The sequence below is a fragment of the Rhizobium sp. AG207R genome (genome assembly GCF_027109195.1).
In the GTDB taxonomy this organism is placed as follows: domain Bacteria; phylum Pseudomonadota; class Alphaproteobacteria; order Rhizobiales; family Rhizobiaceae; genus Rhizobium; species Rhizobium dioscoreae.
Window position 1 is genome coordinate 743,722 of the sequence record NZ_JAEPVT010000001.1, and the last position, 25,780, is coordinate 769,501.

At 59.6% G+C, this 25,780-nt stretch carries 24 protein-coding genes and 1 pseudogene; 8 read left to right on the forward strand and 17 right to left on the reverse strand.

Annotation, left to right across the window (positions count from 1 at the left end):
* Positions 1-46: 46 nt before the first annotated feature.
* The 3 genes from JJQ51_RS03285 to JJQ51_RS03295 all read right to left on the reverse strand — a co-directional run bounded on the left by JJQ51_RS03285 (position 47) and on the right by JJQ51_RS03295 (position 2,961).
* Positions 47-472: a DUF4168 domain-containing protein gene (locus tag JJQ51_RS03285; protein WP_113331100.1), complete on the reverse strand. Its 426-nt coding sequence runs from the start codon at positions 470-472 to the stop codon at positions 47-49.
* 567 nt (positions 473-1,039) lie between these two features.
* Positions 1,040-1,948: a 5-dehydro-4-deoxyglucarate dehydratase gene (gene kdgD / locus JJQ51_RS03290; RefSeq protein WP_112723747.1), complete on the reverse strand. Its 909-nt coding sequence runs from the start codon at positions 1,946-1,948 to the stop codon at positions 1,040-1,042.
* A 38-nt stretch (positions 1,949-1,986) separates the two neighbouring features.
* Positions 1,987-2,961 carry a mannonate dehydratase gene (locus tag JJQ51_RS03295; RefSeq protein ID WP_269244300.1) on the reverse strand — a complete coding sequence of 325 codons (975 nt, stop codon included), beginning with the start codon at positions 2,959-2,961 and terminating at the stop codon, positions 1,987-1,989.
* A gap of 360 nt (positions 2,962-3,321) precedes the next feature.
* Here JJQ51_RS03295 and JJQ51_RS03300 point away from each other — a divergent pair.
* A pseudogene (locus JJQ51_RS03300) lies at positions 3,322-3,446 on the forward strand (ABC transporter ATP-binding protein); the annotation flags it as partial.
* Positions 3,447-4,118: 672 nt separating this feature from the next.
* On the opposite strand, the gene JJQ51_RS03305 reads toward JJQ51_RS03300, so the two are convergent.
* The 5 genes from JJQ51_RS03305 to JJQ51_RS03325 form a co-directional block, all read right to left on the reverse strand.
* Positions 4,119-4,751 carry a phosphoribosyltransferase family protein gene (locus JJQ51_RS03305; RefSeq protein WP_269244302.1) on the reverse strand — a complete coding sequence of 211 codons (633 nt, stop codon included), beginning with the start codon at positions 4,749-4,751 and terminating at the stop codon, positions 4,119-4,121.
* On the reverse strand, positions 4,741-5,421 hold the full coding sequence (locus JJQ51_RS03310) for an energy-coupling factor transporter transmembrane component T family protein (RefSeq protein WP_269244303.1): 681 nt from the start codon (positions 5,419-5,421) through the stop codon (positions 4,741-4,743). Before JJQ51_RS03310 ends, JJQ51_RS03305 begins: the two co-directional genes overlap by 11 nt.
* Positions 5,418-6,941, reverse strand: a complete 1,524-nt coding sequence (locus JJQ51_RS03315) for an ABC transporter ATP-binding protein (protein ID WP_269244304.1) — start codon at positions 6,939-6,941, stop codon at positions 5,418-5,420. Before JJQ51_RS03315 ends, JJQ51_RS03310 begins: the two co-directional genes overlap by 4 nt.
* 19 nt (positions 6,942-6,960) lie before the next feature.
* On the reverse strand, positions 6,961-7,533 hold the full coding sequence (locus JJQ51_RS03320; RefSeq protein ID WP_269244305.1) for an aminotriazole resistance protein: 573 nt from the start codon (positions 7,531-7,533) through the stop codon (positions 6,961-6,963).
* Between the two features lie 460 nt (positions 7,534-7,993).
* Entirely contained in the window at positions 7,994-8,707 is a 714-nt protein-coding gene (locus tag JJQ51_RS03325; protein WP_269244306.1) for a phosphoribosyltransferase family protein, read from the reverse strand.
* Positions 8,708-8,835: 128 nt separating this feature from the next.
* Between JJQ51_RS03325 and JJQ51_RS03330 the strand changes: the two genes are divergently transcribed.
* From JJQ51_RS03330 to ehuR, 6 genes are all read left to right on the forward strand, one after another.
* Positions 8,836-9,774 (forward strand): LysR family transcriptional regulator, encoded by a 939-nt coding sequence (locus JJQ51_RS03330; RefSeq protein WP_269244307.1) that lies wholly within the window; start codon positions 8,836-8,838, stop codon positions 9,772-9,774.
* 307 nt (positions 9,775-10,081) lie between these two features.
* A complete protein-coding gene (locus tag JJQ51_RS03335) occupies positions 10,082-10,696 on the forward strand; it encodes a DUF3846 domain-containing protein (RefSeq protein ID WP_233789999.1) in 615 nt (204 codons plus the stop codon).
* A gap of 276 nt (positions 10,697-10,972) precedes the next feature.
* Positions 10,973-11,467: an Lrp/AsnC family transcriptional regulator gene (locus JJQ51_RS03340; protein WP_113331108.1), complete on the forward strand. Its 495-nt coding sequence runs from the start codon at positions 10,973-10,975 to the stop codon at positions 11,465-11,467.
* Positions 11,468-11,586: 119 nt separating this feature from the next.
* Positions 11,587-13,083 (forward strand): NAD-dependent succinate-semialdehyde dehydrogenase, encoded by a 1,497-nt coding sequence (locus JJQ51_RS03345; RefSeq protein WP_152094010.1) that lies wholly within the window; start codon positions 11,587-11,589, stop codon positions 13,081-13,083.
* A gap of 30 nt (positions 13,084-13,113) precedes the next feature.
* On the forward strand, positions 13,114-14,493 hold the full coding sequence (locus tag JJQ51_RS03350) for an aspartate aminotransferase family protein (RefSeq protein ID WP_269244308.1): 1,380 nt from the start codon (positions 13,114-13,116) through the stop codon (positions 14,491-14,493).
* A 143-nt stretch (positions 14,494-14,636) separates the two neighbouring features.
* The gene (gene ehuR / locus JJQ51_RS03355; protein ID WP_113353232.1) at positions 14,637-16,067 is read left to right on the forward strand and encodes a MocR-like ectoine utilization transcription factor EhuR; all 1,431 of its coding nucleotides are present in this window, start codon (positions 14,637-14,639) and stop codon (positions 16,065-16,067) included.
* A 37-nt stretch (positions 16,068-16,104) separates the two neighbouring features.
* Here ehuR and ehuA read toward each other — a convergent pair whose 3' ends face one another.
* The 9 genes from ehuA to JJQ51_RS03400 all read right to left on the reverse strand — a co-directional run bounded on the left by ehuA (position 16,105) and on the right by JJQ51_RS03400 (position 24,952).
* Positions 16,105-16,869, reverse strand: coding sequence for an ectoine/hydroxyectoine ABC transporter ATP-binding protein EhuA (ehuA, locus tag JJQ51_RS03360; protein ID WP_113353233.1), 765 nt, complete (start codon positions 16,867-16,869; stop codon positions 16,105-16,107).
* The gene (gene ehuD / locus JJQ51_RS03365; protein ID WP_113353234.1) at positions 16,866-17,558 is read right to left on the reverse strand and encodes an ectoine/hydroxyectoine ABC transporter permease subunit EhuD; all 693 of its coding nucleotides are present in this window, start codon (positions 17,556-17,558) and stop codon (positions 16,866-16,868) included. The genes ehuA and ehuD overlap by 4 nt, the downstream gene beginning before the upstream one ends.
* Complete coding sequence (ehuC, locus tag JJQ51_RS03370) at positions 17,555-18,220, reverse strand: ectoine/hydroxyectoine ABC transporter permease subunit EhuC (protein WP_113353235.1); 666 nt, start codon at positions 18,218-18,220, stop codon at positions 17,555-17,557. The genes ehuD and ehuC overlap by 4 nt, the downstream gene beginning before the upstream one ends.
* Before the next feature lie 93 nt (positions 18,221-18,313).
* Positions 18,314-19,171, reverse strand: coding sequence for an ectoine/hydroxyectoine ABC transporter substrate-binding protein EhuB (ehuB, locus tag JJQ51_RS03375; protein WP_113353236.1), 858 nt, complete (start codon positions 19,169-19,171; stop codon positions 18,314-18,316).
* Between the two features lie 103 nt (positions 19,172-19,274).
* The gene (gene doeB, locus JJQ51_RS03380) at positions 19,275-20,294 is read right to left on the reverse strand and encodes a N(2)-acetyl-L-2,4-diaminobutanoate deacetylase DoeB (protein WP_113353237.1); all 1,020 of its coding nucleotides are present in this window, start codon (positions 20,292-20,294) and stop codon (positions 19,275-19,277) included.
* A gap of 9 nt (positions 20,295-20,303) precedes the next feature.
* Positions 20,304-21,482: an ectoine hydrolase DoeA gene (doeA, locus tag JJQ51_RS03385; protein ID WP_269244309.1), complete on the reverse strand. Its 1,179-nt coding sequence runs from the start codon at positions 21,480-21,482 to the stop codon at positions 20,304-20,306.
* A 2-nt stretch (positions 21,483-21,484) separates the two neighbouring features.
* Positions 21,485-22,495, reverse strand: a complete 1,011-nt coding sequence (eutC, locus tag JJQ51_RS03390) for an ectoine utilization protein EutC (protein ID WP_113395074.1) — start codon at positions 22,493-22,495, stop codon at positions 21,485-21,487.
* Positions 22,492-23,478, reverse strand: a complete 987-nt coding sequence (eutB, locus tag JJQ51_RS03395; protein WP_173004548.1) for a hydroxyectoine utilization dehydratase EutB — start codon at positions 23,476-23,478, stop codon at positions 22,492-22,494. Before eutB ends, eutC begins: the two co-directional genes overlap by 4 nt.
* 274 nt (positions 23,479-23,752) lie before the next feature.
* Positions 23,753-24,952, reverse strand: coding sequence for a DUF3422 domain-containing protein (locus tag JJQ51_RS03400; protein ID WP_269244310.1), 1,200 nt, complete (start codon positions 24,950-24,952; stop codon positions 23,753-23,755).
* A gap of 272 nt (positions 24,953-25,224) precedes the next feature.
* On the opposite strand from JJQ51_RS03400, the gene JJQ51_RS03405 reads away from it, so the two are divergent.
* Positions 25,225-25,773: a VOC family protein gene (locus JJQ51_RS03405; RefSeq protein ID WP_113353241.1), complete on the forward strand. Its 549-nt coding sequence runs from the start codon at positions 25,225-25,227 to the stop codon at positions 25,771-25,773.
* The last annotated feature ends 7 nt before the right edge of the window (positions 25,774-25,780 follow it).

Consider the following 25,780-nt stretch of genomic DNA (forward strand, 5'->3'; position numbering starts at 1 on the left):
TGCGGCATCGATCTGATATCACGTTACGTGGAGATCGTTTCCTCGCTTACTGTTGCGCAGGTGCGGCTTTCTGAATCTTATCCTGGACTTTCTTAACGAGTACAGGATCCTTCTTTGCAGCCGTTAGAATTGCGTTGTATTCGTCTACCGACATCCCAGGAGAGGTCTGAACAGCCTGTACCATCTGCTTGCTTGCCTCGGTCTGCAGCTGTTGTTTCGCGGTCGGATCTTGTGTCGCGCCGATCTTGGCCGAATATTCCTGCCTGATCTTATCCACCTGGAGATAAGCGACCGCAAAAGCCTCTATTTTTTGATCGCTGACCGTGGGAGCGGCAGCATTGCTATCGGGCTGCTGTGCTTGGGCAGGCTGTTGCTCTTGTGTTGCTTGCTGTGCGAAGGCTTGATTGCTGAGAACCATCAAGCTCAAGGCTGCAGCGGTCAACGATACAGCGGGGATATGACGAATCATCATCTCAATTCCTCTTAGTCGTGCGGGGGGAACACCTCTTTGATGGCGTAGAGCGAAATTTGGCATACCGTATTGGATTTAGCCGCCGGTTAGGGTCAAGGAACGATCCGGCGGCAATGTGGCCGTCAAACGTTTTCTATGAGGCAATAGCGTGGCGATCCCCTGACCATGACGCGGCAGCTTCATGGCGATTGCTTATCGCGTACCCATGACGTCATTGGCCTAAAGAATCGGTCGGTGTGACAGGCGGACCGCTGATTACACGGCCACTACGCCTCTCCGCGAGACGAAGCAGCCGTGATCTTTGTCCCTCATCGGGGATGGGTGACGATTTCGACCCAGTTCGCGGGGTGTCGACGGAATAATAGTCGATTAGCATGAGCGCGCCATTTGACTAGTCCATGGCATGGACGAATGTCTGGCAAACACACATGTGTAGATGCAAGCATTGCCGAGGTGGCCATCATCTCGATAGAAATTCGAGACGGCAAGCTAACCACGAGTATCTTCCCCCTGCAAAGCGCGATCGCCGGCATTGCCGACGATCATTCGCATGTGCTTGGCTGTGCCTCACGCGGCCTTGGCCGTCTCGATGATCTTTGCGAGCGCTGCCAATTCCTCCGGCGTCAGATCGGTCAGCGGTGGGCGCACAGGACCTGGATCCTTGCCGAGAACATGCAAGCCGGCCTTGATGATCGAGACCGCATAGCCCTTCTTTCGATTGCGCAGGGCGACGAACGGGAAGAAGAAGCCCGTGAGGATTTCATCGACCGTTGCCTGATCTCCGCCCCGCAACGCGCTGTAGAAACGCTGGGCAAGCGCGGGAATGAAATTGAAGACGGCGGAGGAATAGGTCGTGACGCCGGCGGCGAAATAGGCTTGGGCATAGACTTCATGGGTCGGCATGCCGCCGACATAGACGAGACGGTCCTTAAGGGTCGTGGTGATCTCGATCACCTTGTCGACGTCACCGACCCCGTCCTTGTAGCCGATGAGATTGGGGCACTCGTCGGTAAGCCGTGCGATGCTGTCGGCGCTGAGCACCGCATTGTCACGGTTGTAGACGATGACGCCTATTCCGACGGATTGGCATACAGCCTTGACATGAGCGATCAGGCCGGCCTGTTCGGCGAACATGAGATAAGGCGGCAGGAGCAGCAGACCGTCCGCCCCCGCCTTCTCGGCTGCCTTGGCGATCTCGATGGCAAGCGACGTGCCATAGCCCGTGCCCGAGATGATCGGCGTATTGCCCGCGGATGCCTTTGCGGCGCGAACGACCTGCGGGATTTCGGCGGGATTGAGGGAGAAGAACTCGCCGGTTCCGCCGGCGGCAAAAAGAGCGGCGGCATCATAGCCTGCCAGCCACTCGACATGGCGGCGGTACTTCGCCTCGTCGAATTTGAGGTCGCTGTCGAAATGAGTGACGGGAAAGGACAGCAGACCGCTGCCAACCGCCTTTTTCAGTTCAATTGGGTTCATATCGGAATCCTGTTATCGATTGGTAGGGGCGATGGGTCTCAGGCGCCTTCGAGTGACTGGACGAGGGCGGCGATGTAGCCGTAGCAGAAGGCGAAGGCGACGCCGGTCGGGTCCCGGCCGCTGATGGTCGGGACATGATCGGGCATCAGCATGTATTGATAGCCGACTTCCTTGTAGACCTTCGCGGAGCGGACCATGTCCATGTCGCCCTCATCCGGGAAGGTCTCCATGAAGGAGAGCTTGCCACCGCGAATGTTGCGGAAATGGACGTTGAAAAGCTTGCCGCGCGTGCCGAACCAGCGGATGATGTCGTCGATCTCCTCGCGCGGATCGTCGAGCATCTCGCCAACCGATCCCTGGCAGAAATTCAGCCCGTGATAAGGGCTTTCGCGCATTAGCACGAACTTCTTCAAGCCTTCCACGGAGCCGAGCACGCGCGTGACACCCCGATAACCCGGCGGTGTGTAGGGATCATGCGGGTGGCAAGCGAGGCGGACGCGATTGCTCTCCGCCACGGGCACGACCCGCTCCAGGAAATAATCGATGCGCTCCCAGTTCTCGTCTTCCGACAGGACGCCGGCAAGGCCGGGGGCGGCCTGGTGGTCCGCCTTCTCCCAGCGAAAGCTCGCATTCATCGAACCGCCGCGTCCAGGCTCTTCCGGCGTGCGCGGTATGCCGATGAGATTGAGATTGTATTTTGCCGCGGGGATGCCGGCCGCCGCCACATCTTCGATGAGCTTGCAGACCGCATCGATCTGGCGATCGCGATCCGGTCCGGCAAGTAGAATATCAGGATAGGATGCCTTTTCGATCGGTTGAGACGGCAAGGGAAGCTGGATCATATCCAGAATCAGCCCGAAACTCTCGACCTTGTCGCGAAGGCGCTCAAGATCGGATAGCGTCCAGCTTTCCGGCTTTCCCGGCGGGTCCGCACATATATGCTTCAGCCCCAATTGCGCGAAAACGCGATAATCGTCGTCGTCGCGCGCCTCGACCTGTGTTCCTACATACACCGAGCGTCTCTCCCATGAGATTGATTCATATCATATGACATAATATGAATTATTAGAGGTGTCGAGAGCTATAGCTGTTCCGTGAGCAGGCGACAGGCGCAATCGCTGATATCGAGCCGCCCCCTCTCCGGCCTCATCAAAAGCCACCCATCTGATACCCTTTACCGCCAAGCCTATATGGCAATCGATCGATTGCCCGTTATGCCAACTTCAGGCGACGCGGGTCGCGGGTCGCCACTTTTGACCTCCGATCTTTTGCATCAGGTCATCCGCATGATCTTGCAAGCCATGTCGATCTTCGATAAATCATAATACGACATGCAGAAACCATCATACGTATTATATAGTATTCGAGGGAGGAGCCGTATGTGCGATCACGTGTTGGTCATGAAGGGCGGCACCTTCGTCGACGAACTCACCAAGGCGGATTTGAAGACCGGCACCACGCCTATGCGTGCGAACTGTTCGAGGCGTGTTTCCTTTAAGCGGGCGTGACCGATAGCCGATCGCTCCCATCTTCACGCGAAGGCAGATCGTCATCCGATTCCTATCGGGATCATGATCACGATTTTCGTGGCCATGATTTTTTCTACAACGGAATGCGGAAGCCCCCAGGACAGGTTAATGTGGGCCTATTCGCCTCGTTTCGATATGATCCATGACGATGGCGGGTTTGCATTCATCATATGATCCTGTAATCGAAGACGGATGACGCACAAGTTTCTTGCTCTCCTCTTGATCGGTCTTACGCTTTCCGCATGCGAGCAACGCGGCACCGAAGCCGTGGATTGCCCGTCGCAACCCCCAAATCTGGAAGCTATAGGCCCCAATGGCGTGTATGAGTTCCGCGAGGATTGTGAGCCCAATGCCTTGACATGCATCGATCCCAACAAGAAGGCGCGAACGGGTGACGGTACCGTCATCTGCAGGGTCCGGAAGCAATAGGCGCCGTTGCGAGCTTGCCGATCCTGACAAAAGGTTTGCTGGCACGCAGCGCCTCATGCGCGGGGTTCTTCTAGCGTGATTGCCGGAACTTCGGAACGTCTGAGGACCGCATGACCGCCGTACGGGCGTCCAGATGGCGCGCCCAGACCCAGCGCATCGAACATGTGTCGAAACAACGGCGGAGACGAAATGCGTTTATTACAGCCGTGGCCTCAGGTGCCGGGAATTGGCTCCCAGGCAGAATTGCCGGTCCTGGAGAATTGAGGAATATGAGCGAGGCCCTGAATGAGGTCGCAATCGGATCCCAGCGTCTCCTGCCAGTCTCGAGCCTCGGTCAGGATAACGCCAATGCCGACAACTTCGGCTCCCGCCTTGCGCACCAATTCCAGCGAACCCTTGAGGCTCGACCCCGAGGCGACCACGTCGTCGACGACAAGCACGCGCTTGCCCTTGAGAAGGGGGATCGCGGCGCGGTCCAGCAGCAGGCGCTGCTCACCCTTGGAGGTGATCGAGGAGATGTGTTGTTCCAGCGCATTTGCCAAATGGATCTTCGGCGACTTCTGCAGGACCACATAGTTGTCGAGGCCGAGCGCCCGCGTCACTTCAATGGCGACGGGAATGCCGAGTGTCGCCGTACCGACCACGATGTCGGGCTTGAGCGACGCGAACTTGGCGGCAAGCTTGATGCCGACGTGCTCACCGAATTTCACGCCGAGATCGATGACCATCATGAGGGAAATGGCAAAATCCGGTTTGATCGCCACGATCGGCAACTCGACGGCATAGCCGGCAACATCGACCTTCCAGTTCTGCCCGGTTCTAGGGTCCGCGGTCTCAGGGGTCATGGGCCTTTTCCTTCATGCTGAGGCGCTGCTCGACCATCAGGCCGACTTCTCGCCAGGTTGTTCGCTTGTGTTTCAGATCATACCCGTAAAGGGTGAGGGAAAACGAGATGGCGTGCGCCATGCGGATCGCCTGGACGAGCAGCGGAATGCCGCGTGCCAGCGCAAAACGCAATTTCGTCGGCAGGCTGACATCGTCGATCTCCATGCCGCGAGAACGCTGGGCGTCCGCAATGCGCTCGAAATCATCGCGCAGCATCGGAATGACGCCGAAGGTCAGTGACAGGACGAGCGTGGCGATGGACGGCAGCCTCGCAGCGCTTGCCGCCGCCAATATTTCGCCCGGCGAGCTTGTCTCCATGACGAAATAGAAGGCGGCCGTCGTGGTCACCAGCCTGGCGGCCATCGCCGCTGCGACCGACAAGGCTTCCGGCGTCGAAAGACCCTGCAGCCAGAGGTTTATCATCCAGCTCACCATGACCATGCCGGTCAGCAGCGCGGCGCCCTTGAGGTAGCCGCGAAGCCCGGGAACCTTCAAGCCCCATAGAAGGGCCAGGCAGATAAGCGCAAGGGGTACTCCGAACCGCCAGCCCGGGGCAAACCAGGCGGCCAGCATGATGATGAAGGCGATTCCCAGCTTGATGAAGAAATTGAGCTCATGAAGCCGCGTCATGCCATGCTCCAGACTGTCATATCGTAGGGTGCCTGCCAGCCGAGAGAACGGAAGGTGCCGCTTTCCCAGCCGTCTTCGGGCGCCCCCATGAACGCGATCTTGCCATTGTCGAGGACCATCAGGCGGGTAGCCAGATCGTCGACCAATTCCAGATCGTGCGAGATCAGCATGACCGCCCGCCCCGAAGACTGCATCGACGAGATGAAACGTTCCAGCATTTGCCGGCCTTTGATGTCTCTGCTCAAAAGCGGCTCGTCGATGATGGCAACAAGCGCGCCGGTCGCATCGGCGCAAGCAAGCCCCAGCAATGCTTGCTGGCGGGCCGAAAGAGCAAACGGATTGGCTTCCGCCAGGTCGGAGAGTGCGTATCGCTCCAGCGCTGCCTTGGCGCGCGCAACGACGGCCGGGTCGCTCGACGATGCGCTCGACGCCGTAATGGCAAAGATCACCTCGCCGATTACGGTCATGTTGAACAGGATATGGCGCATGTTCTGGGGAATGTAGGCGATCTTGCGCGCCCTCGCCGCGACAGACCAGTCGTCGGCCTTTGTCCCGTCGAGAAGGATAGAACCTGAGATGGTTTTCACCAGCCCGAGGATCGATTTGAACAGCGTCGTCTTGCCGGCACCATTGCGGCCGATGAGCGCCAGCACTTCTCCAGCCCGGACATCGAAACTGACGTCCTTCAATACCGGGTTGCCGCGCGATCGGAAAAGCTGGCTCGTCAGACCCGAAACGGTCAACAGCGGGCGACCCGGCTCGACGGTCTGCCGCGCCGGCCGGACGCGCATCGGCGGCAAAATGCCGGCGTCGATCCAGGCGGCATCGTGCTTAAGCATCGTCTCCGGCGGCATGCTCGGAGAGACGCCGCCGCGACGCATCAGGGCAATGCTGTCTATCACGAAGCGGAGTGCCAAAGGGTCCTGCTCCGAGATCAGCAATGTCGGGGTGCTGTCCAGCACTTTCAGCAGGATATTGGACAACCGCACGCGCGCGGCGGGATCAAGCCCGGTGGTCGGTTCGTCCAGCACCAGAATCGATGGGCTCGAGACGATCGCCGCGGCGATGGTGACCATTCTCCGCTCACCCCCGGAAAGGGTGAGAACCCGACGGCCGCTCAAGGCCTGCAGCCCGAATTCAGTCATCAGTTCGGTCAGCCGGTCCCGAATCGTGTTGCGCTCGATGCCCTTGTTTTCCAGGGGAAAGGCGATGACGTCCTCGACGCAGATGTCCCAAAGCTGGTCTTCGCTATTTTGCGACACGAAGCCAATCGTGCCGAACAGTTCCTTCTTTGTAAAGGAAATCAGCGGGCGGCCAGCAAGCTCCACCTGCCCGGAGAATTCGGCAACTGGAATAAGGCGTGGAATCAGGCCCGCGGCAACGCCGAGCAATGTCGACTTGCCGCTGCCCGCTTCACCACAGACGAGAAGCCGTTGCCCCTCGTCAAGCATGAAATTGGTTTCGGCAAGCACCGGCGCAGCGCCGCCGAAACCGATCGTCAGATTAGCGATATTGAGCACTTGTTGATCCAGATCGGGTTCAGAAGCGCTTGAAACCGGATGGATGCGCACTCTTCAGAATTTTCATGGCCGGGATGATCAGAAGTGGCGTGCCGACAACCATCGGGACGATGTCGGACAGGCCGAGATAGCCAAAACCCCACCAGAACGGGAAAATGCCGAGATAGGCAAGGCTCGCAGACACCGCTGCCACCATAACGAGCCCGACGATAAGGCAGACCACGGCGATTTTGATCAGCGCGGCGCGATCGAAGACCGTTTTGGCAGGATCGAAGAAGAGCCCTGGCACGAGGCCGGTCAGGCCGACCATGATGCCGTCAACAAGAAGCGAATGCGCAGGTATGAAGGTGCCGGCCAGCAGCGACCAGACGATGGTGCCGAGATAGCCGCAAATGAAGCCGCTGCGCCAGCCGAGCAGAATGCCGATCACTGATGGCAGAAAGGCGAAAATGCGCCATTGAATGACGCCAGGCACGAGCTGGATTGGATTGGCATAAGCCCAAAGCACGCCAGTCGCGGCAGCCGCCACGATCGAGAGTACGATAGGAAAGAGTGTATTGCCGTCGGTTTGTGAAACGGTCGCTGGTTGCATGATCTTGGTCCCTTTAAAAAGTAATTTCCAGAAATTCTCGGAAAACCCATTGGATGGCCCTCCGCGATCATTCAGGCGCAGTTTCGCGCTCTCTTATTGACGCATCCGATTACTCCGATCCCGGACTTCATCCAATCACGAACGGAGACCGGGACACCACACTCTACAGACACTCGGGATCCCCCATAGACTACTGCTTCAGCCCCCTAAAACTCACAGGGACAATGGAGAAAAGGCCAGCCTAACGCGCGGATTGGAATTGCAGTAGGAACGCAATGCCCGCGCACGGAAGTTCTCTCCAACATTCAAACGACGTATAGGAAATTCAAATCACGAAAACCACCCATGATTGCATATGGAACTTGATCAAGCACACGCAGCATCGGCAGGCCAATCCAATCATGCGCGTCGCGACCAACGAGTGCGGCAAAGATAGCTCAGCACATCATCGGCACCCTGCCTATATTCGCGCGACGTCTTTCTCGGCCATGGAACGTTTCCGCCGGATCCGCGCGGTAGGCTTGCTGACCGAAGCGCGATCTTCCGTCCAAGCATCCTTTTCGGTCGCGCCATCCGGCGTCGCCACTCCATCGATAACATCAAACTGCGGAATGTGGCCCAGACTGGTCACCAGCTTGGCGTCCTCTCCGAGTAGCGTCCGCCAGGAATGACCTTCGGTCAGAATGGCGCCCGCACCAATTATGTTTGCGCCGGCACGACGCACGAGCCTGATCGCCGCCGCCATGCTGGAACCGGTGGCGATGACATCGTCGACAACCAGAACGCGTCTGCCCTGAAGCAGCTTTATCGAACGGCGATCCAGCAGAAGACGCTGTGGCATTGCGGTCGTGATGGAACGAACATCCTCGACCAAGGCGTCGGCAAGGTGAAATTTGGGTGATTTCTGCAAGATTACATATCGATCGATGCCAAGGCGCCGCGAGACCTCGATGGCGACCGGGACGCCCAAGGTCGCGCTGCCGACGACGATGTCGGGCCGCAACGGCGCAAAATGACGGGCCAGGGCCTCGCCGACGAGATCTCCGAACCGGATACCCATGTCGATGACCATCAGCAATGCGATTGCTCGCCGATCGCTCAGCTGGACGATCGGCAAGTTGAAATTCTCGCCTGCAACCTGCACCTGATGGGTTTGCGGGGTCTCCAGATACATGCTGCGGCCTTCTTGGCACATTGATTGCATTCAAATTATTGTCTTAATAGACACTAGATCACACAATTTTTACAACCAACAAAATTCGTCCGGTGTGTTTCCTTTTCTTCAACGAGGTATACTTCCGAATGAGCCGACTCCTGTTTTCTCGCTTCGCGCATTACCTCGACGAGATAGCCAACCATGGCTCGATCAGAAAAGCCGCGGAAAGACTGAATGTGTCGGCTTCGGCGATCAACAAGCAGCTCATCAGCGCAGAGGAGGAATTCGGTGTTGCTCTCTTCGAGCGCCTGCCGCGCGGCATGCGGCTGACATCGGCGGGCGAACTGCTCGTCAATGGCTACAGGGAATGGAATAAGGATCTTTCCCGCATCAAATCCGAGATCGAGGAACTGAAGGGACTACGCCGCGGCGAGGTGAAAATCGCGGCTTCCCAGGAAACCGTGCCCGATTTCCTGCCGGCAGTGATAGCGCGATTCACGAAGGACCACCCTCGTATCCGCAATGCGATCGCAGTGGAGGATTCCGATCGCGTGCGACAGCTGGTCAGGGACGGGGACGCAGATTTCGGACTGACCTTCAGCCCCCTGCCCCTGCCGGGGGTCATTGTTACGCGCTCCGCCGATTTTCATCTCATCGCCATGCTGCCCGCAGGCGTAGAGCAGCAGGACAGCATCTCCATCGGCGAATTCTTCAAGAAGCCGACGATCGTTCCCGACACCAGCAGTCATCTACGTGATGTCGTTGATATTGCGGCGGCGCGTATCGACATCCGCTTTCAGCCTGTCTTGACGACCAACAGCTTGTCGCTCATGCGGTCCATGGTCCGCGAGGGCTGCGGTTTCGGGGTGACCGCGATCGCTTCCGGCATGCCCCTCCCGCATGAGGACGGATTGCACTATTCTCGCTTAGCCGACAATGGCTTGCCGCCAATGATCCTTTCCTTGATCGTTGACCCCAGACGCAGCCTCTCGATGACATCCATCATTGCCCGCAGATATTTCGAGGAATATCTCGATGAGATCGCAGTTCGAGCCGGAAAGGCATCCGCGCATTCATTGGAATAGTCGCTCCCTTGTCTGGACAGGATGATCCTTGCTCGGCGGCGCTATCCATCACGGCGCTATCTCGCCTCCGTCGACCCATTATCAATCAAAGGTGGCAGGCATCGCATTTTTTACTCCAGCTTGAGATGTCAACGCTCATGTCATTTTCGTGAGCGGCAGGCCGGAGCGCTGGCGCGTAACGTTATTCATGCATCGCGGAAGTATTCGGGGGCCGCTAAAGCAAATGTGGCTCAATATATTCGGATTTGAGGCGTCGGGGACACGTCGCCGTTGAAGAAAAGGCAACACACCGAACGAATTTTGATGCTTGCAAAAGTTGCACAAGCTCGCGCCTATAGGGCCAATATCTTCTGCTGCTAATTCTCGAGGTGGCATGGGAATGGCGAATGATTATAGCCCATATGAATCCCATAGGAGAGCACGACCGCAGCTTCGCCTCGTTCGTGCGCAAGAACCGCACTTCGTCGAACGGCAAACGGAAGAAATTCCCATGCCAGAAGCCAAGTCATATCTTTTAAGCACGGTCGACGGAACGATCCGGACGGTGATGCTTCCCGCCGGCAACCGGATCGAGCACATCCGCAAGTTGGTCGGCTCCAGTGGGATCGATATCGTCCGCATCGCGGACTCCCATCTTCTCTATGCCGATAATAACGGCCTTATCGACGGACTTTCCAGCATAGCGGATTTGAAAGATCACCCCTCGCCGCTGGCCGGCAATCTTTTGATCGTCGGCAAGGATGAAAGCGGCAAGACCACAAGCGTCAGTGCCAACATCGACGAGGTCGCTTCCTGGTTCACGATCATTCGTCCGGTTTTCCTGCCCGTTTTCGAAACCGTGCGCGAATCTCAAATTCTCAGCACGCGCGTCATCCGTCTGGATGTTCGCATTGAACGCTCGATCCCGAACATCATAGAATAGGGCGCGAGAAGATTTGGCATCGCAGCGCAAATTAGAAATATCTATTATATTTTTCCATGATACCCCGCTGACGGGATGTGAAGAGCATCGCTCGTAAACCTGTTTCCCGATAGCCGCATAACATAATCAGCGCCGCCCTTCCGGCAGATAAAGAGCCTCATTCAGGATCAGACAACGCCGCGCGATCAGCCCAATTCCACAAAGCAAGCTTGTCAGCTCTGGTTTCGAGTGCCATTGGTCTGGAAACGATAAGTGACGACGACAAGCAGCTTTCACATGAGACTTGATGCAATCGATCTGCGGATACTGGACGCCATTCAGCGCGATGGCCGCATCACCAAGCTCGCGCTGGCCGATAAGGTGGGATTGTCGCCGACACCATGCTGGCTCCGCCTTCGAAAGCTGGAAAAGGCTGGAATTATCACCGGTTACCATGCACATCTGGCACTGCGGCGTCTTGCTCCGATCGCCAGCGTCATGGTCGAGGTCACGCTCGCCAATCATCGCCAGGCGGATTTCGAGCGCTTCGAACGAACGGTCGCGGCGACGCCGGAGATCGTTGCCTGCTGGGCCGTCGGCGGTGGCGTCGATTACATCCTGAAGATCATGGCGGCAGATATCGATGCCTATCAGCGTCTGATCGACGACCTCCTAAATCGCGACCTCGGCATCGAACGCTATTTCACATACATCGTGACCAAGACCGTGAAGGAAGAAACGGTGCTTCCCGTCGCCGACCTGCTTTCCCCGGATGCGCCTGGCGGCGAATAGAGAGATTCTCTACAGACACCATTCACTTTAGGTCCTTTCTCTCTTCCAACCGCCAGCAATGGACAATCTCTCGCGGCGTTCCATGGCAGCATCGGGTATCTGGAACGAGAGACCCGACCATGACCGCGCTCCACGCTCGCGCCACCTATCATGAAGCCCTTTCAAGGCTGAACGACCGCCATCTGCTGCGAGATCTTTCCTATATTGCCGGTCGTTGGGTCGCCGGCAAAGCCAATCAAAGCTTCGAGGTCACGGACCCTGCATCGTCCGCGACGCTTGCCTGGGTTGCCAGTCTCGACAGGCAGGAGACCATCGGCGCCATCGATACTGCCGCGCGTGCCTTTGCCGCCTGGCGTTCGCTTCTGCCGCAGCAGCGATCAGCGATTCTGCGCAAGTGGTATGAACTCATGCTGGAGGCACGCGAGGATCTGGCGCTCATCATGACGCTGGAACAAGGCAAGCCGCTCGCCGAATCCCGCGGCGAGATCGATTACGCCGCAGGCTTCATCGAATGGTATGCCGAGGAGTCAAAGCGCATCAATGCTGAGAGCGTGACCAGCCATCTGCCAAATGCCGAAATGATCGTGCGCCGGGAAGCGCTTGGCGTCGTCGGCATCGTCACCCCCTGGAACTTTCCTTCCGCCATGATCACGCGTAAGGCCGCTGCAGCGCTTGCGGCCGGCTGCACCGTCGTCGCTCATCCGTCGTCCGAAACTCCGCTATCGGCGCTGGCCCTTGCCGAACTCGGCGAACGTGCCGGGCTTCCGGCCGGTGTGTTCAATGTCGTGACCGGTGATGCCGCAACCATCGTCGGCGCCTTCTGCGACGACCTCCGGGTCAGGGCATTGAGCTTCACCGGCTCGACCGGCATCGGCAAGATGATCGCCGGCCAGTGTGCGGGGACAATGAAGCGTCTTGTGATGGAGCTTGGCGGCCATGCGCCCTTGATCGTCTTCGACGATGCGGATCTCGACCGCGCCGTCGATATCGCTATCAGTGCCAAATTCGCGACCTCCGGTCAGGACTGCCTCGCCGCCAACCGTATCTTCGTCCAGCGCCCGATCATGGACGCTTTCGTTACGGCTTTCGCCAAGCGCATCGAAGCTCTTAAGGTCGGGAACGGATTGGATGGCACCTCCGACATCGGGCCGCTCATGCATGAACGTGCGGTTGCCAAGGTCGAGGAGCAGGTCAGGGACGCCTTGCAGCATGGCACAAGGCTCGTTACCGGCGGCAAGCGCCATGCGGCCGGCTCCCTCTTCTTCCAGCCGACCCTGCTCGTCGAGCCTGCGCCGGACGCGTTGATCATGCACGAAGAAACCTTCGGACCGGTCGCAGCCGTCAGCGTCTTCGACAGCGAGGACGAGGTGGTGGCCCGGGCTAACAACACGGAATATGGCCTCGTCGCCTACGTTGTCACGGCCAACGGTGCGCGGCAGATGCGGCTTGGCCGATCGCTAGAATACGGCATGGTGGCCATCAACCGCGTGAAGATCACGGGCGGCCCAATTCCCTTCGGCGGCTGGAAGCAATCCGGTCTCGGCCGCGAAGGCTCCCGCCACGGCATCGAGGCTTTCACCGAGCTCAAATATCTCTGCGTCGACACGACAGCCTGACGCCGCGAATAAAAAAGAAGGAACGAGAATATGTTGGACAAGCGCAACGAATTGAATGCCTGGGACAGGGACCATTTCTTCCATCCCTCGACCCACATGGGAATGCATGCGCGCGGCGAAACTCCGACGCGCGTCATCGCCGGCGCCGAAGGCGTCTACATCACGGATACCACTGGCAAGAAGAGCCTCGATGCCTTTGCCGGCCTTTATTGCGTCAATGTCGGCTATGGAAGAGAGAAAATCGCCAATGCAATCGCCGAGCAGGCAAGGAACCTTGCCTATTACCACGCCTATGTCGGCCACGGCACGGAAGCTTCCATCACGCTTTCGAAGATGATCATCGACCGCGCCCCGGAAGGCATGAGCCGCGTCTATTTCGGGCTTTCCGGGTCCGATGCCAACGAGACCAACATCAAGCTCATCTGGTACTACAACAATATTCTCGGCCGACCGGAAAAGAAGAAGATCATTTCGCGCTGGCGCGGCTATCATGGCTCAGGCGTCATGACGGGCAGCCTCACCGGTCTCGAACTGTTCCACAAGGCCTTCGACCTGCCACGTGCGCCGATCCTCCACACCGAGGCGCCCTATTTCTTCCGCCGCGCCGACCGCGCGATGAACGAGGAACAATTCGCGCAGCATTGCGCGGACAGACTGGAGGAGATGGTCCTCGCTGAAGGTCCGGAGACGGTCGCGGCCTTTATCGGCGAGCCGATCCTCGGCACCGGCGGCATCGTTCCGCCACCGAAGACCTACTGGCAGAAGATCCAGGCCGTCCTCGACAAATATGACGTGCTGCTCGTCGCCGACGAGGTCGTCACCGGCTTCGGCCGTCTCGGCACGATGTTCGGCTCCGATCATTACGGTATGAAGCCGGATCTGATCACCATCGCCAAGGGCCTGACTTCCGCCTATGCGCCGCTTTCGGGCAGCATCGTCTCCGACAAGATGTGGCAGGTTCTCGTGCAGGGATCCGACCAGCTCGGCGCCATCGGTCATGGCTGGACCTATTCGGCGCATCCGATCTGCGCGGCTGCTGGTATCGCCAATCTCGAGCTGCTCGACGAACTCGGCATCGTCGAAAATGCAGGCTCTACCGGCGCCTATTTCCGCTCCGAACTCGCCAAGGCCGTCGGCGGCCACAGGCATGTCGGCGAGGTTCGTGGCGACGGGCTGATGGCGGCCATCGAATTCGTCGAGGACAAGGATGATCGCAAGTTCTTCGATCCCGCGCAGAAGATCGGACCGCAGGTGGCGTCGGCATTGCTCGAGCGCGGTGTCATCGGCCGCGCCATGCCGCAAGGAGACATCCTCGGCTTTGCGCCGCCGCTATGCCTGACGCGCGAGGAAGCCGATATCGTCGTCAAGGCGGCGGCCGGCGCCATCGAAAGCGTATTTTCGAACCGCTGATCCGCTCCTGACGAGGCGACCCTGCACATCCTACGCCAATGGCGCGGCCTGTTGTTGACAAAAGGCCGCGCCATTGCATTCGGTCGTCGCCATCCGATGCCGAATGGTGTACATGGACTCCTGTAATTGTACCGGATCAATCCATGTATCGTCATGATTCAAAAAGCCAGGACAATGGCGCCTGGAAGCCCGTCCTTCAGCATCGCAAGGGCGTGACCAAGCACAAGCTGCTCACCGACAAGATCATCTCCGACATCGATGACGGCATTCTGCCCGTCCACGCGCAGATGCCAACGCATCGCGATCTTGCCCATGCACTGGGAATTTCCGTCCAAACCGTGAGTTTGAGCTACAAGGAGGCGGAGCGCCGCGGCTACCTGCGCGGCGAGGTGGGGCGCGGCACCTTCGTGCGCAGCCGCGTCACCGAACGCGCCGACAGCTTCATGCTCGATCGCGATCCGAGCGGCAGCGCCGATCTCTCCATCATCCGAGCTGTCTATACCGAGGCGCATGAGCGATCGGCCCGTGAACTGATGCAGGCGCTTGCCGAAAGCGACAATAGCAGCTTCATGCGGCCCTGCCGGCCGATCGCCGGCCTCGATGCCCATCGCGCCGCGGCGCAGGTCTGGCTCGCCGGCTTGTCGGTGAAGACCGATCCAGACCGGATCCTGATCACGAATGGCGCGGCGCACGGGCTTTTCCTTGCCGTCGCTTCGGTCGTTCGTCCCGACGAAGTGGTCCTGACCGAGAGCCTGACCGATCACGGCATCATCGGCCTTGCCAATGTTCTCGGCTTTACGCTGCGTGGTCTTCCGACCGATCGCGAGGGTATCCTGCCCGAGGCCTTCGAGGCGGCCTGTGCCATCGGCGACGTAACGGCGCTTGTCATCGTTTCCTCGCTTGGCAATCCCACCAGCCATGTCATGGGGGCCGAGCGTCGGCGCGCAATCGCGGATATCGCCCGCCGGCATGGTGTCTTCGTCATCGAGGATGAGGTTTACAAGCCGATGCTGCGCGATCCCCTTCCGTCGATGGCGGACCTCATACCCGAGCTCGGCTTCTTCGTGACCAGCTTCACGAAATCCGTCATGACGGGATTGCGCATCGGCTATCTCGTCGTGCCGGCACATTATTCGATCCGCGCCGCTTCGATCCTGCGCGTCACCGGATGGAGCGCCACCAACGTCGTCGCCGAAATGGCGTCGCGCTGGGTACTGGATGGGACGGCGCAAGCCCTGCTTGCCGTCCAGCGAAGCGAGGCGGAGGCCCGGCAGGCGATCGTCTCTGATGTGCTGGCGCCATTCGTCGCCGGCAGCCATCCGCTGTCGCTTTGCGCCTGGCTTTCTGTTCCGGAACGTTGGACCGAGGAAGGTCTCGTGCGGGCGCTTGCCCGCAAAGGCGTGGCGGTCACGCCATCCGATCCGTTCGTCGCCGGTGGAGAGCGGCCGGTCGGCGGCATCCGCATCTGTCTCGGTGGCCGACTCTCCCATTCCGCCCTTCGCTCGGCGCTCGAAACCGTTCGCGGCACGTTCGAACAGCTGCCGCCTGTCTTCGATGTGGGATCGATCGTTTAATCGCAACGGAAGGCGTCGAGTTCAGCGCTGCATCCGATCAAAGAACGGAGCGCAGAAACTCCTTGGTGCGGTCTTCCTTCGGCGCGCTGAAGATATCTTCCGGCTTACCTTGCTCGCAGATGCGGCCCCTGTCGAAAAAGCAGACGCGATCGGAGACTTCGCGGGCAAAGCGCATCTCATGGGTGACGAGCAGCATGGTCAGATCATGTTCATGGGCTAGATCGCGGATGACGCCGAGCACCTCGCCGACGAGCTGCGGATCGAGCGCCGATGTCGGCTCGTCGAACAACAACACCCTTGGACGCATGGCGAGCGCACGGGCGATCGCGACGCGCTGCTGCTGGCCGCCGGAAAGCTGGCTCGGATAATGATCCTTCTTCTCCGAAAGCCCGACCATGCGCAAAAGCTCGACCGCGCGGCACTCGGCCTCCGCCCGCCCAAGCCCGAGCACGCGTGTCGGCGCTTCGACGACGTTGCGCAGCACGGTCATGTGCGGAAACAGGTTGAAGCTCTGGAACACCATGCCGACATGGGTACGGATCTGGCGCAGATGCGCCTCGCTGGCGAGGAAACGACCACGGCCGTTATCCTGATGATAGGACATACCGGCCAGATGCAGGGTACCCTCCTGGAAAGGTTCGAGCGTCATCAGGATGCGCAGGACCGTCGATTTTCCAGAACCGGAAGGACCGATCAATGTCACCTTTTCGCCGGGCGTGACGTCGAAGCAGAAATTGTCGAGAACGGTCAGGTGGCCGTAGCGCTTGGTCACATCTTGAAAGCGGATCAGTGGTTGCGTCATTTGAGAGCAATTCCGTTTTTCGGCAACGCCTTTTCGAGCCAATGAATGGCCGCCGAGCAGACGAGCGTGAGGATGAGAAAGATCAGGCCGACGAGCGAAAGCGGCACCAGATACTCGAACGTCCGATCCCCGATAAGATTGGCGAGGTTGAGCATATCAACCACCGTGACGACGGACAGGACCGGTGTCTCCTTCAACATGGACACGAGATAGTTGCCCATGGCCGGAATGATGCGGGGAATGGCCTGTGGGATTATGATATCCCAATAGGTGCGGCCGCGGCTGAGATTGAGCGCCGTCGCAGCTTCCCATTGTCCGAGCGACACGGCATCCAGGCCGCCGCGATAGACCTCCGACGTATAGGCCGAATACTGCAGACCGAGCGCCAACGCACCGGTCAGGAAGGCCGGCAGGACGATGCCGTAGATCGGCAGGACGTAATAGAGGAAGAAGAGTTGGACGAGCAGCGGCGTATCGCGCAGGAACTCGATGACGAAAGCCGTCGGCCAGGAGATCACCGCGAAGCGGCTGCGCCGCAGCAAGGCGAAGACAAGGCCGAGAACAAGCGCGATCGCAAAGCCGGCGGCCGCCGCCTCCAGCGTGACGATCAGGCCGATGCCAAGGATCGGCAGGATCGACAATGCGAAAGACAGCGTCGTCGACGTATCCCAGGTGAAGCCATACATCATGCCGGGGCCCTCCCCGGGAAGGCGACGCCACGGCGAAGAATCGTCTCCAGCCAGCGCATGAAGGCAACCAGAATGAGCGCCATGATGAAATATCCGATGAGCGTCAGCGAATAGATCGTCACGCTGTCGAGCGTGATGTTGCGCAATTGCTGCGCCTGGAAGGTGAGATCGCTGATCGAGATCAGCGACACCAATGCGGTGTCCTTCAGATTCTGGACGGCGAGATTACCGAAGGCCGGCATCATTTCGACCACGGCCTGCGGCAGGACGATATGGAAGAGTGTCTGGCCGTGCCCGAAATTCAAGGCGCGCGCCGCCTCATGTTGCGTGTCGGGAACGGCCTGCAACGCCCCGCGCACCACCTCCGCGCCATAGGCGCCGATGTTGAGCGCCAGGCCGGCGATGCCCGTGGTGATGGGATCGAAGGAAATCCCGATCAGCGGCAGCGCGTAATAGAGCCAGAAAAGCTGCACCAGAAGCGACGTACCGCGAAAGATTTCGATATAGACGATCGCGATTGCGGAGAGCAGCCGCCCTCCGGCAAAGCGCGCAAGGCCGGCCGCAAAGGCGAGGATCGCGCCCAGGAACATCGAGGCGACGGCGATGAGCGCCGTCACCTCCGCGCCCTTCAGCAATGCCGGCAGATAGTGGGTCCAGCTCATGTCCGGGTCACCTCCGTTCCAGAATGGGAGGGGCCGAACAACCTGGCGATCGTCCGCAGACGGCCGCTAGGTCGTTCTCGATTATCGATAGGCTCATTTGCCCGCGCACAGGTCATCGGTGCTCTTCGTGCGCGCGGCCTCGACGCTTTCGGCGCTGAGACCATAGGACATCAGGATTTTCTTGTAGTCGTCGGTCTTCTTGAAAGCCTCGAGAGCGGTATTGAAGGCCTTGTAGAGATCCTTGTCCTCGGGCCGGAAATCAAAGCCGCCATAGCTTCTGACGGATTTCCCGTTGATGACCGGATCCGTGAACGGCTCTGCGTGCTCGACATTCGTGCTGCCCTGAACGAGCTTGGCGACGGTCAGCTCGGTTGCCGCATAGGCGTCGGCGCGGCCGGTCTGGATCGTGGACAGCGCATCCGCATTCGCCTGGATCATGACGATCTGGGACTCCGGAATGCCGAGACCATGGAAGAAATCGAGCTGATCGGCACCCGATACGATCGCGACCTTGAGCGACGGATCCTTCTTGATATCCTCATAGGAATGCAGCTTCTTCGGATTGCCCTTCGGCACCAATAACCCCTCGCCGTAGCTCGAATTCGGCGTGGTGAATTGCACCTGCTTGCAGCGCTCCGGCAGGATGTTCTGCTCGGCGGCAACGAAGTCGAAGCGCTTGGCCTTCAGGCCGGGGATCAGCGACCCGAATGGCGTTACGGTCCAGTCGACTTCCTTGACACCCATCGACTTCAGCACGGCGGCGGCAACATCGGGACCAATGCCCTTGGCGGCACCGCTCTCGTCCATATAGCTATAGGGAACCTCATTGGCGCTGGCGCCGCGGATGTAGCCATCCTTCTTGATCTGCTCGAGGCTGGCGGCATGGGCTGAAACGGCGAGGCCGAGGGTCAGACCCATGGCGGTAAGGCTGCGGTAAAAATTCGATCTCATGGTTCACTCCTCTGTGGTTGGATTCCGCTATCGGCCGTCCGGTTTTCCGGTTCTTTGCCGTCGCGGGTTGGTGATCCGCGCCGCGCTGTCGCGGCGCGGCAATTCAGGGGCCTCCCGTCAAGGTCGCGACGACGGCCAGGCAATCCCCGGTCTTGATGAGGCCGGGGAAATGACGTGCGGCGAGAACACCGTCCAGCGCCGCCCGATAGTCAAAGGGCTCCGATCCGGTGCGTCCAATCGGATGGATACGGGCGATGATTTCTCCTCGCGAAACCTTCTCACCCAGGTCCTTGAGCGGTTCGAATAGGCCGTCGCCATCGGAAAAGATGAAGCAGTCCGACGACGGCATATCGAGCCATTGCGTCGCTTCGATCTCCGGAGCGCCTGCAAGGATTCCGGCGTGCTTCAGCACATTCAATACGCCGCGCTTGGCAATGGAAGCCGTGCGCGCCGATATGGTTCCACCGCCCGAAAGCTCCGTGGTCACAAAGACCTTGCCCATTTCCTCGGCCGTTGTGTCGTACATGCCGACAGCATCGATCTCGATCATGCGCATGGAATAGGGCGCGGAGAACGCGGCAACGCTGGCGAAGCAGGCCTTTTCCTGCCCTTTGTCCGGCAACTCATGCGCTGCGGCGTACGGCAGGAAATCAAGCGTACGGCCGCCCGAATGAAAGTCGAGCACGATATCGGCCAACGGCAGCAGGTAGCGCGTGAAGTAGTCCGCGATCTTCTCGGTCACGCTGCCGTCGGGCCGACCGGGGAAGCTTCGATTGAGATTGCCCTTGTCGATCGGCGAGGTACGGGTGCCCGCCCGGAACGCAGGGTAATTCATCGCCGGAACGATGATGATCCTACCCTTGATCTCCTCCGGCTTCAGCGTCCGGGCGAGATCGAAGAGGGCAACGGGGCCTTCATATTCATCGCCATGATTGGCGCCAGTTAAAAGCGCCGTCGGCCCCTCGCCGTTCCTGATGACGCAGATGGGGATCATGATCGAACCCCAGGCGGAATCGTCGCGCGACCAGGGAAGGCGCAGATGCCCGTGCTGGATGCCGTCGCGATCGAAATCGACTGATGGTGTGATCGGCGATGGACGTTTGGATATGCTCATGCTGTTCATCTCAGGCGATCACTTCACGACAAGTCGTCGGGGGACGTTGGACAGGCACTCGACGCCGCTTTCCGTGATGACGATGCTTTCGGTGATTTCCATGCCCATGTCTTCCAGCCAGAGACCGGTCATGAAATGGAACGTCATGCCTGGTTTGAGCTCGGTGCGATCGCCGGGGCGCAGGCTCATGGTCCGCTCGCCCCAATCCGGCGGATAGGAAAGGCCGATCGGATAGCCGGTGCGGTTGTCCTTGACGATCCCGTATTTCTTCAGGACCGCGAAGAAAGCGTTGGCGATATCCTCGCAGACGTTGCCTGGCTTGGCGGCGGCAAGGCCGGCCTCCATGCCCTCGAGCGTCGCCTTCTCCGCGTCGAGAAACGCCTGCATCGGCTTGCCGAGGAAGACGGTGCGCGACAGCGGGCAATGATAGCGGCGATAGCAGCCGGCGATCTCGAAGAAGGTGCCCTCGCCGCTCTTCATCGGCTTGTCGTCCCAGGTCAGATGCGGGGCGGAGGCATCGGCGCCCGACGGCAGCAAGGGAACGATGGCAGCGTAATCGCCGCCGAAGCCGTCAACGCCGCGAATGCCGGCATCATAAATTTCGGCGACCAGATCGGATTTGCGAATGCCCGGCTCGACCTTTTCGACGATCCGCTGGTGCATGGCCTCGACGATGCGACCTGCCTTGCGCATATAGTCGAGCTCGGTCTTGCTCTTGACGGCGCGCTGCCAGTTCACGAGCCCCTGGGCATCCTTGAAACGGGCATTCGGCAAGTGCTTGACGAGCGAGGCATAGGCAGCGGCGGTGAACCAATAATTATCCATCTCGACGGCGATCGAGGCGTTGGCCCAGCCGCGTTCCTCGATGATCTTCGAGAGCAGATCCATCGGATGGCGCTCATTGGACTGCACGTAGTGATCGGGATAGCCGATGATGTTGTCGTGGGCCAGATAGGCGGTGCGCTTGGCGCCATTGGCATCCTGGCCACGGCCATACCAGATCGGCTCGCCGGAGCCTGGCACCAGCACGCATTGATGCACGTAGAAGGACCAGCCGTCATAGCCGGTGAGCCAGTGCATGTTGGAGGGATCCGTGACTATGACGAGATCGACACCGGCTTTTTCCATCGCGCGGCGCGTCTTTTCGAGCCGCTCGGCATATTCGGCGCGGGTGAAATTGAGGGTTGGTTCGCTCACGCTTAGTCTCCTGATGCTTTCGTCGTTTCGATCGCTTGGCCTGCGCCGGCCGAGACGGCGCGTCGATGGGCAAGCGTGGCAATGGCGGTATCCTGGACGCCGGTCCCGGTCAGATCGCAAAGGGTGATCGCCTCAGGCGACCGGCGGCCCGCCGCCTTGCCGGCGATAATGGCGCCGAGTTCGGGGAAATCGGCGCTCTCGCTCACAAGTCCTGCGACGATCGCATGATGAAGCTCGCCCAGCCGCCGCGTCTGTTTCAGACTATCGGCGACGTAAGGCGTGGCTTTCAAAATCAGGGACGGATCGATCTCGTTCTTGTGTTCGGCGTCGGAACCCATGGCGGTGACATGCTGGCCCGGCTGCAGCCAGGTGGCATCGAGGATCGGCGTATCCGACGGCGTGGTGGTGACGATAATATCGGCGTCACGGCAGGCTTGTTTGGCATCCGCTTCCGCCACGACGGGAAAGCCGAGTTCGGCCGTCAGGTCGGTCGCGAGTTTGTCGGCCTTTGCTAGATCGCGCGCCCAAATCCGTGCAGCCTCGATTGGTCGGACGAGCGCAAGTGCACGCAATTGCAGACGGGCTTGCATGCCGGCGCCAAAAATCGCTGCGATCCGGCTATCTGGGCGCGACAGGTGTCGCGCGGCAACGGCCCCTGCGGCGGCCGTGCGCACATCCGTCAGATAGCCATTATCGAGCAGGAGCGCCTCGACAAGGCCGGTGCGTGTCGACAGGAGCATCATCAGCCCGTTGGTGCTTGGCAGTCCAAGTGATGGATTGTCGAAGAAGCCGGGGCTGACCTTGATCGCGAAACTGGCGAGATCGGGAACATAGGCCGTCTTCACGTCGACCTCGCCGCGATGGGCGGGGATGTCGAGCCGCATGATCGGTGGCATTTCCACGGCCTTCGTCGCCAGCGCCGCGAATGCCTGCTCGACGCAATCGACAGCATCACTATCAAGCTGAACGACCTTGCGAAGGTCTGTTTCCGTCAGGATCAGCACGCGTGTCATGGCGCCACTCCCTCATCGAGCCCGCTCACGATAGCCCGATGGGTCGCCGGATCGATATTGCCTCCGGAAACGACGACAACCGTTGGACCATTGGATTTGATCTTGCCGGCAAGCAGGGCCGCTATCCCGACCGCGCCCGCCCCTTCGACCGTCAATCCCTCGATCAAAGCCGCATGGCGAATGCCGGCGGCGATCTCCTCCTCGCTGAGCAGGATGACATCATCGAGAAGCGTCCGGCACATTCGGAACGTCAGGCGGTTATCGAGCCCAATGCCGCCGCCCAGTGAATCCGCCAGGGTCTCTACCTCCTGCACATCCGTTGGACGACCCGCCGCAAGGCTTGCCGCCATCGCCGCGCCGCGCTTCATCGAAACGCCGACCACCTTGGCGGCCGGCAGACGGCTCTTGATCGCGGCCGCAACGCCCGAGGCCAGCCCTCCGCCCGAGAGTGGTACAAGGACAAGCGCGGTCTCAGGCAAGTCATCGGCGACCTCGAGTCCGAGCGTGCCTTGGCCTGCAATGACATCGGCATCATCAAACGGGGGAACGAAATACATGCCCTCTTTACGGACGAGGCGCTCGACCTCCGACATCGCATCATCTTGCGAGTGCCCGACGATACGGATGTCCGCGCCAAGATTTCGGATAGCTTCCACCTTGTTGGTCGGAACAAGTGCTGACAGGCAGATGGTCGCACGGGCGCCCATCGCCTTGGCGGCGTGGGCCACCGCCCTGCCGTGATTGCCGGTCGATGCCGTCACCAGCCCGCGCGAACGTTCCTTCTCGTCCAAACATAGAAGCGCGTTCGTGGCGCCGCGAAGTTTGAAACTGCCCGTATGCTGATGGTTTTCCAGCTTGAGATGAACTGGAATACCCGTCCGCTGAGACAGAGCTTGCGAGAGCCGCAACGGCGTGCGCAGCACCTTTGGGGCAATGCGCCGCCGCGCCGCTTCTATATCCTCCAGCGTCACCATCATTGTCATGGCGCGCACCGATGCCTTGCCAATGATGCAACCGGCGTCGTCACGAATTTCATCTCTTTCTCGGGCTGAATGTTCATGACATCAGCGTGAAAGAGACAATGGATCATGTCAATCTGTATATTGTTTCATTACAATTATAAGTGCTTCTTCCAAGACCGACAGCCAATTGAGGTCATGTCGGCATGACACGCGCTTGGCGGCTCGCCAAGCGCGTGGGAGTTCGGATTCGTGCTGGTGCTGGCAGCAGTTGCCGTGCGCTACGTTCAAAAAGACTTCAGGATTTCAGCGCGTGCCTGACCCTCAGGATCGCGAGGGCAACCGCTCCGATCACCACGGGAATGGAGATCAGCATGTAGATCGGATTGATGTGAAGGCCGGCATGATCCGCCGTCTCGATCGCGACCTTGATCAGGCTCAGAAGGTAGTAACTGATGGCGATGATCGAGAGACCCTCGACCGCCCGCTGAATTTTGACCTGGGTTTCGGCGCGTTCGGCCATGGCCTGAATCTGAACGGCGTTCTGGACCTCGATCTCCACCTGGATGCGGGTCTGAAGCAGGTCGATCAGATGCATGGTCGCATGCGACAATTGCTCCAAGCGCAATGCGGTCGCTTCACAGCTCCTGACCGCCGGTTTGAAGCGGCGCGCCACGAAAACCCCGAAACGCTGAAAACCTGGAACGTGGGTCTCGCGCAGCTCGGCGATGCGTTCCTCGACGATCTTGGCATAGGCTGCCGTTGCGCCAAAGCGATTGCGCGTCTGTGCCGCCGCGGAGATCACCTCCGCGGAAAGCTGAGAAATCTCATCGAGCAGTCGCTTATGGTCGTCAGCGGAGGTCGATACGTGGCGATTGGTCAATTCGACAAGCTTCCGGTCGTAGCCGCCAAGAACCGGGCCAAGCCGCCGCGCCTCCGGAAAGCCCAAAAGCGCCATGACGCGGTAGGTCTCGATTTCATAGACCCTGCGCACCATGCGGCCGAGCCGATAGGCGTTGAGGTCATGATTGAAAAGGATCGTGCGGCTGGTACCATTGTCTCCGACGCGAAAATCCGAGCAAACGAGCGCGGCTCCGCCGCCAATGGTGGACGCTGCCGTATCGCCGAATTGAAGCGACGAAAGGAGAGGGCCAAGTTCGCTGGGCGCCGATCCGCAAATGAGAATTTCCAATCGGCAAATGAACGCCCAGTCGGTCAAGCCAGCGAGCCGCGCCGCCTCATCGATCGACAGGGAACCCGCGGGCCAGGTCGAGGGATCGGCCTCAAGAGGTGTCACCCGGGTGACGGTCACGAACTCGGTATGAAACTCGACCTGTGTTCGAGGGCCTTCGATTGCGTCCTCGGCAACGACAACGCGGTGGCTGAGGTCGGAGATCGAGGGTGATGTGCCCGACAGGGCGATATGCTCGACCAGCGCCGGACCCGAAAAATAGATCGATGGCCGCGCATGAAGTTCCGAATTGAAATCGACTGCCACCGCTTTCGCCCCCTAAGCACATCCCTACTCTCATCGTATGCCGGCCATTGCTGCGATCGGCAATGCTTCGCTGCCTGCGACAGAGTGTCCCGAGGTTTTGAAGCCAACCCTGCTCGCCTGAATTCTGACATAGGGTAGGCTCGACGCAACCAACATCGATCGCATGACTTGCGAAGCGAGGCTTTCGGTAGAAAATAGCGGCGACCGCGCGACGGGGCCGCGGAACCACGCAGGCGACGGTTCGTCCTGGAACTGTTGAAGGGGAGACTTGCATGACAAATGCCACAAGCCTGGGATTGCCAGGCCTCCTGGGTCAAGACCATACGGGCATTACCGTTCCTGATCTTGACGAGGCACTCGACTTCTTCGTCCGAATCCTTGGTTGCAGGCATGCCTATACCTTCGGCCCGATCGGTGACGAAGACGGCGATTTCATGCGCCAGGCGCTGGGCACTCATCCACGCGCCCGCATCAGGCGCGCGGCGCTTATCCGCGTCGGCTACGGCTCCAGCCTGGAGCTCTTCGAATATGAGGCACCGGACCAGCGCCGCCTTGAACAAAGGAACAGCGACATTGGCGCCTTCCATGTCGGGCTTTATGTCGAAGACATTCAGGCGGCCAAGGCCTACCTCGATACACAAGGCATCCCGACCCGCCTCGGACCGCTCCCCATCAGCGAGGGACCGAATGCCGGACAGAGCATCCTCTATTTCCAATCACCCTGGGGCTTGCAATTGGAGCTCATCAGCTATCCGGAGGGCATGGCCTACGAAAAGACGGCCGAAACCATCCTTTGGTCGCCGAAATCTCCGGAAAAATGACTATTGG

Coding starts and splice junctions, on each gene's coding strand:
- JJQ51_RS03285 (WP_113331100.1), bottom strand. CDS start 472: ATGATGATTCGTCATATCCCCGCTGTATCGTTGACCGCTGCAGCCTTG.
- doeB (WP_113353237.1), bottom strand. CDS start 20,294: ATGAACAGCATGAGCATATCCAAACGTCCATCGCCGATCACACCATCA.
- ehuR (WP_113353232.1), top strand. CDS start 14,637: ATGTATCGTCATGATTCAAAAAGCCAGGACAATGGCGCCTGGAAGCCC.
- JJQ51_RS03350 (WP_269244308.1), top strand. CDS start 13,114: ATGTTGGACAAGCGCAACGAATTGAATGCCTGGGACAGGGACCATTTC.
- ehuA (WP_113353233.1), bottom strand. CDS start 16,869: ATGACGCAACCACTGATCCGCTTTCAAGATGTGACCAAGCGCTACGGC.
- JJQ51_RS03305 (WP_269244302.1), bottom strand. CDS start 4,751: ATGACCCCTGAGACCGCGGACCCTAGAACCGGGCAGAACTGGAAGGTC.
- ehuC (WP_113353235.1), bottom strand. CDS start 18,220: ATGAGCTGGACCCACTATCTGCCGGCATTGCTGAAGGGCGCGGAGGTG.
- JJQ51_RS03330 (WP_269244307.1), top strand. CDS start 8,836: ATGAGCCGACTCCTGTTTTCTCGCTTCGCGCATTACCTCGACGAGATA.
- JJQ51_RS03320 (WP_269244305.1), bottom strand. CDS start 7,533: ATGCAACCAGCGACCGTTTCACAAACCGACGGCAATACACTCTTTCCT.
- kdgD (WP_112723747.1), bottom strand. CDS start 1,948: ATGAACCCAATTGAACTGAAAAAGGCGGTTGGCAGCGGTCTGCTGTCC.
- eutC (WP_113395074.1), bottom strand. CDS start 22,495: ATGACACGCGTGCTGATCCTGACGGAAACAGACCTTCGCAAGGTCGTT.
- JJQ51_RS03325 (WP_269244306.1), bottom strand. CDS start 8,707: ATGTATCTGGAGACCCCGCAAACCCATCAGGTGCAGGTTGCAGGCGAG.
- ehuB (WP_113353236.1), bottom strand. CDS start 19,171: ATGAGATCGAATTTTTACCGCAGCCTTACCGCCATGGGTCTGACCCTC.
- JJQ51_RS03405 (WP_113353241.1), top strand. CDS start 25,225: ATGACAAATGCCACAAGCCTGGGATTGCCAGGCCTCCTGGGTCAAGAC.
- JJQ51_RS03310 (WP_269244303.1), bottom strand. CDS start 5,421: ATGACGCGGCTTCATGAGCTCAATTTCTTCATCAAGCTGGGAATCGCC.
- ehuD (WP_113353234.1), bottom strand. CDS start 17,558: ATGATGTATGGCTTCACCTGGGATACGTCGACGACGCTGTCTTTCGCA.
- JJQ51_RS03345 (WP_152094010.1), top strand. CDS start 11,587: ATGACCGCGCTCCACGCTCGCGCCACCTATCATGAAGCCCTTTCAAGG.
- JJQ51_RS03340 (WP_113331108.1), top strand. CDS start 10,973: ATGAGACTTGATGCAATCGATCTGCGGATACTGGACGCCATTCAGCGC.
- eutB (WP_173004548.1), bottom strand. CDS start 23,478: ATGACAATGATGGTGACGCTGGAGGATATAGAAGCGGCGCGGCGGCGC.